Below are 4,260 nucleotides of genomic sequence, written 5' to 3'. Positions count from 1 at the left end.
GACGCCGAAGGCGCCCTTGACTTTGGAGGGGCGGCCCCGTACGCAAGCGCCACCCCACCACCCGAACACCCCTCTTGCCCTTTCGGATATTGCCCCTTCGAACATTTTTCTCTCCCGAACCACCCCATTGCGAAACACCACACCGCGAACCGTCCCCCGGGTGAACTACCGTGAACTACCCACCGCGAAGCGTTCCTCGGTAAGCCGCTCCCGTGAACCGCCCCGCCGCGAACCGCCCCGCCGCGAACCGCCCCGCCGCGAACCGCCCGATCGCGTACTGCCTGCTGCGCAGCAATCGAGCATGAATTACTCGTCGTCGCGGTCGGAGCCTGTTGTTACGGCCACGACATCGGGGAGTTCGCTTAAGACGGCGGTGAGATCCGGGACGGATCCCGGCCCTTCCAGGACGAGGGTGACGACGGCGTTCCAGTGGCCTCGGCGCTGCCCGCTCTCATCCCGCTCATCACGGCCGCGGCGTTCGTCGCGGCCTCGGTCGGAGTCGTCCGGCAGGTATTCGCGTTCCACATTCACTTCGAGGACGGCGAAGCCCCGCTGGGTGCATTCGACGAGGACGCGGCGGAGCGCCCCTCGACCATCTCGGTAGATCAGCCGCATCCGGGTCTGGTCGGCGGGCCGGAACCGGTCGAGCGGCAACCGCCGGGTGAGCGAGCTCAAGCCATAGACGACGAGGAAGTGCCCGGCGGTACCGGCGATCGCGAGGAGCCAGAGCCCGCCGCCCGCCGCCATCCCGACGGCGGCGGTCACCCAGACGACGGCGGCGGTGGTCAGCCCGCGGACGGCGTCGCGGCGGACGAAGATGAGCCCGCCGCCGATGAAGCCGATGCCGGAGACGATCTGCGCGGCGACGCGGGACGGGTCGAACGCGACGGGCCCGGGGGCGTGCTGGAAGCCGTACTTGCTGACCAGCACGAACAGGGCGGCGCCGACGCCGACGAGGGTGTGGGTGCGCAGGCCGGCGCTCTTGTTGCGCACGCCCCTTTCCAGGCCGATGCATGCGGAGAGCACGAGCGCCAGTGCGAGTTCGCCGATCTGGACGAGCCCTTGGCCTGCGAGCACGTGTTCCTCCCGTTCCAAGGTCGATGGCGGTCTCGCGAATGCCGCGTCACCACGGCTGATGCTGCGCCACCCGACGCATAGGCGCCACCCCGGCCGATGCCGCGCGTCCCCGGCGAGCGCGGCGGGGTCAGGTCGCGGTCGGGAAGGCTAGTCCACCGGACGCGGTCCGCGGCTCCGGCCAGCGCGTGGTGACGGCCTTGGCGCGCGTGTAGAAGCGGACGCCTTCGGGGCCGTGGACGTGGGTGTCGCCGAACAGCGACGCCTTCCAGCCTCCGAAGGAGTAGAACGCCATCGGTACCGGAATCGGCACGTTGACACCGACCATCCCGACGTGGACGGCGCGCTGGTAGCGGCGGGCCGCCTCACCGGACGATGTGAAGATCGCGGTGCCGTTGCCGTACGGGTTGGCGTTGACGAGGGCGATGGCCTCGTCGAGGTCGGCGGCGCGCAGCACGAGGAGGACGGGTCCGAAGATCTCCTCGGTGTAGGCGGGCAGGTCGGTGGCGACGTCGTCGAGCAGGCACGGCCCGAGGAAGTGGCCGGGCCCGGGCCGCCGCCCCCGCCCGTCGACGACGATCTTCGCGCCGGCGGCCGCGGCGGCGTCGACGTGGCCGGTGACGCGGCGCAGGGCGTCCGCGCTGATGAGAGGCCCCATGTCCGAGCCGGGGTCGGTGCCGGGGCCGACCGTGACGGCGCGGGCGCGGTCGGCGAGCCGCGCGACGAGCGGGTCGGCGGACTCGCCGACGGCGACGACGACGGAGATCGCCATGCAGCGCTGCCCGGCGGACCCGTAGGCGGCGGAGGTGATCTGGTCGGCGGCGTGGTCGAGGTCGGCGTCGGGAAGGACGACGGCGTGGTTCTTGGCGCCGCCGAGGGCCTGGACGCGCTTGCCGGCGGCGGTGGCGGTCTCGTGGACGTGCCGGGCGGCGGGTGTCGAGCCGACGAACGACACGGCGGCGACGTCCGGGTGCCGGATGAGGGCGCCGGCGGTCTCGCGGTCGCCGTTGAGCACGTTGAAGACGCCGTCCGGCAGCCCGGCCTCGGCGTACAGGTCGGCGATCAGCGCGGACGCGGACGGGACGCGCTCGCTGGGCTTGAGCACGAACGTGTTCCCGCAGGCGATCGCGATCGGGTGCATCCACAGCGGCACCATCACCGGGAAGTTGAACGGGACGATCCCGGCGCACACACCCAGCGGCTGCCTGAACGAGTACGCGTCGACGCCGGAGGAGACCTGGTCGGAGTACTCGCCCTTGAGAGCGGACGGGATGCCGCAGGCGAACTCGACGACCTCGCGGCCGCGGACGATCTCGCCGCGCGCGTCGTCGAGGACCTTGCCGTGCTCGGCGGTGATCAGCCGGGCGAGGTCGTCCTCGTGCCGTTCGAGGAGGTCGCGGAAGGCGAACATGATGCGGGCGCGGCGGGCCTGCGAGACGTCCTGCCAGGTTTCGAAGGCGCGGGCGGCGGCGCGGGCGGCGGCGTCGACGTCGGCGGCGCGGCCGAGGACGACCTCACCGGTCCGTTCGCCGGTCGCGGGGTCGTGCAGGGGGGCGGTGGCGCCGCCGCCGACCTCGGCGCCGCCGATCCGGTGCTGAATCAGGCTCATGGTTTCCTCTCACAGGTGGCGGCGCTGGGTCTTCTTGGCGTCGTCGTAGCGGGCGCGGGCGTCGCGGGTGGCGGCGCGCCGGGAGGTCTCGGCGACGGGGACGTCCCACCAGGCGTCGCTGCCGGGGGCGGGGGCGAGCGGGTCGGTCTCGACGTGGACGACGGTGGTGCGGGGCGAGGCGGCGGCCTCGCGGAGGGCGGCGCGGAACTCCGCGGCGCCGGACGCGCGCAGGACGTCGGCGCCGAGGCTGGCGGCGTTGGCGGCGAGGTCGACGGGGATGGGCGCGCCGTCGAGCCCGGTGCCGGTGCGGACGCGGTGCCGGGTGCCGAACCGGTCGGCGCCGACCGACTCCGACAGGTTGCCGATGGAGGCGTAGCCGTGGTTCTGGACGAGGACGACGACGAGTTTGATCCCCTCGGCGATGGCGGTGGTGAGCTCCTGCGCCATCATCAGGTACGAGCCGTCGCCGACGAGGACGTACACCTCGCGGGACGGGTCGGCCATCTTCACGCCGAGCCCGCCGGCGATCTCGTAGCCCATGCACGAGTAGCCGTACTCGACGTGGTAGCCCTTGCGGTCGCGGGCGCGCCACAGCCGGTGCAGGTCGCCGGGCATCGATCCGGCCGCGCACACCACGACGTCGCGGGGGCCGGATTCCTCGTTGACGATGCCGATGACCTGCGACTGCGCGGGGAGTGCGCCGTTGTCGTACCCGTACGCGCCGTCGACGACGGCGTTCCACCGGGCCGTCAGGTCCCGCGCGTTGTCCCGGTGCGCGTCGGGGACGGTCCAGTCGGCGAGGGCCGCGTCCAGCGCGCCGAGCGCCTCCCGCGCGTCGGCGACGACGGTGAGGCCGCCGAGCTTGACCGCGTCGGCGCGGGCGACGTTGATGTTGACGAACCGCACGTCCGGGGCCGCGAACAGGCTGTGCGAGGCGGTGGTGAAGTCGCTGTAGCGGGTGCCGATGCCGATGACGACGTCGGCTTCCCGCGCCAGGGCGTTCGCGGCGGTCGAGCCAGTGGCGCCGATCGCGCCGACGGCGGACGGGTGGTCCCAGGGCAGCGAGCCCTTCCCGGCCTGCGTCTCGGCGACGGGGACGCCGGTGCGTTCGGCGAACGTCCGCAGCGCGTCGGTGGCGCCGGAGTAGATGACGCCGCCGCCCGCCACGATCAGCGGGCGCTCGGCCGACCGCAGCGCGGCGCAGGCACGGTCGAGGTCGCGGGCCTCCGGCAGCGGACGCGGGATCCGCCAGACGCGCCGCGCGAACAGCTCGTCCGGCCAGTCGTACGCCTCGGCCTGGACGTCCTGGGGCAGCGCCAAGGTGACGGCGCCGGTCTCAGCGGGACCGGTGAGCACCCGCATCGCCGCCATGAGCGCGCTGGGGAGTTGCTCGGGACGGTTGATGCGGTCCCAGTACTTCGACACCGGCTTGAAGCAGTCGTTCACCGAGACGTCGTAGGAGCGGGCGTCTTCGAGCTCCTGCAGCACCGGATTGGCCGGGCGCGTCGCGAAGACGTCCCCCGGCAGCAGCAGCACCGGCAGCCGGTTGACGGTCGCCAGAGCCGCGCCCGTGACCA

Annotated in this window: 3 protein-coding genes; all 3 read right to left on the bottom strand. The window is 72.9% G+C overall.

Features of this window, described 5'->3' with window-relative positions; translation table 11 throughout:
• Positions 1-306: 306 nt before the first annotated feature.
• On the bottom strand, positions 307-1,077 hold the full coding sequence (locus F8568_RS46330) for an MgtC/SapB family protein (RefSeq protein ID WP_151600537.1): 771 nt from the start codon (positions 1,075-1,077) through the stop codon (positions 307-309).
• Positions 1,078-1,204: 127 nt separating this feature from the next.
• Positions 1,205-2,683 (bottom strand): CoA-acylating methylmalonate-semialdehyde dehydrogenase, encoded by a 1,479-nt coding sequence (locus F8568_RS46325; protein WP_151600536.1) that lies wholly within the window; start codon positions 2,681-2,683, stop codon positions 1,205-1,207.
• A gap of 9 nt (positions 2,684-2,692) precedes the next feature.
• Positions 2,693-4,260: 3D-(3,5/4)-trihydroxycyclohexane-1,2-dione acylhydrolase (decyclizing) (iolD, locus tag F8568_RS46320; protein WP_151600535.1), on the bottom strand; the 1,568-nt coding region annotated here is incomplete at its 5' end.

This window comes from Actinomadura physcomitrii, from assembly GCF_008923205.2.
Classification (GTDB): Bacteria; Actinomycetota; Actinomycetes; order Streptosporangiales; family Streptosporangiaceae; genus Spirillospora; species Spirillospora physcomitrii.
This window is presented reverse-complemented; position numbering and strand designations above follow the sequence as displayed.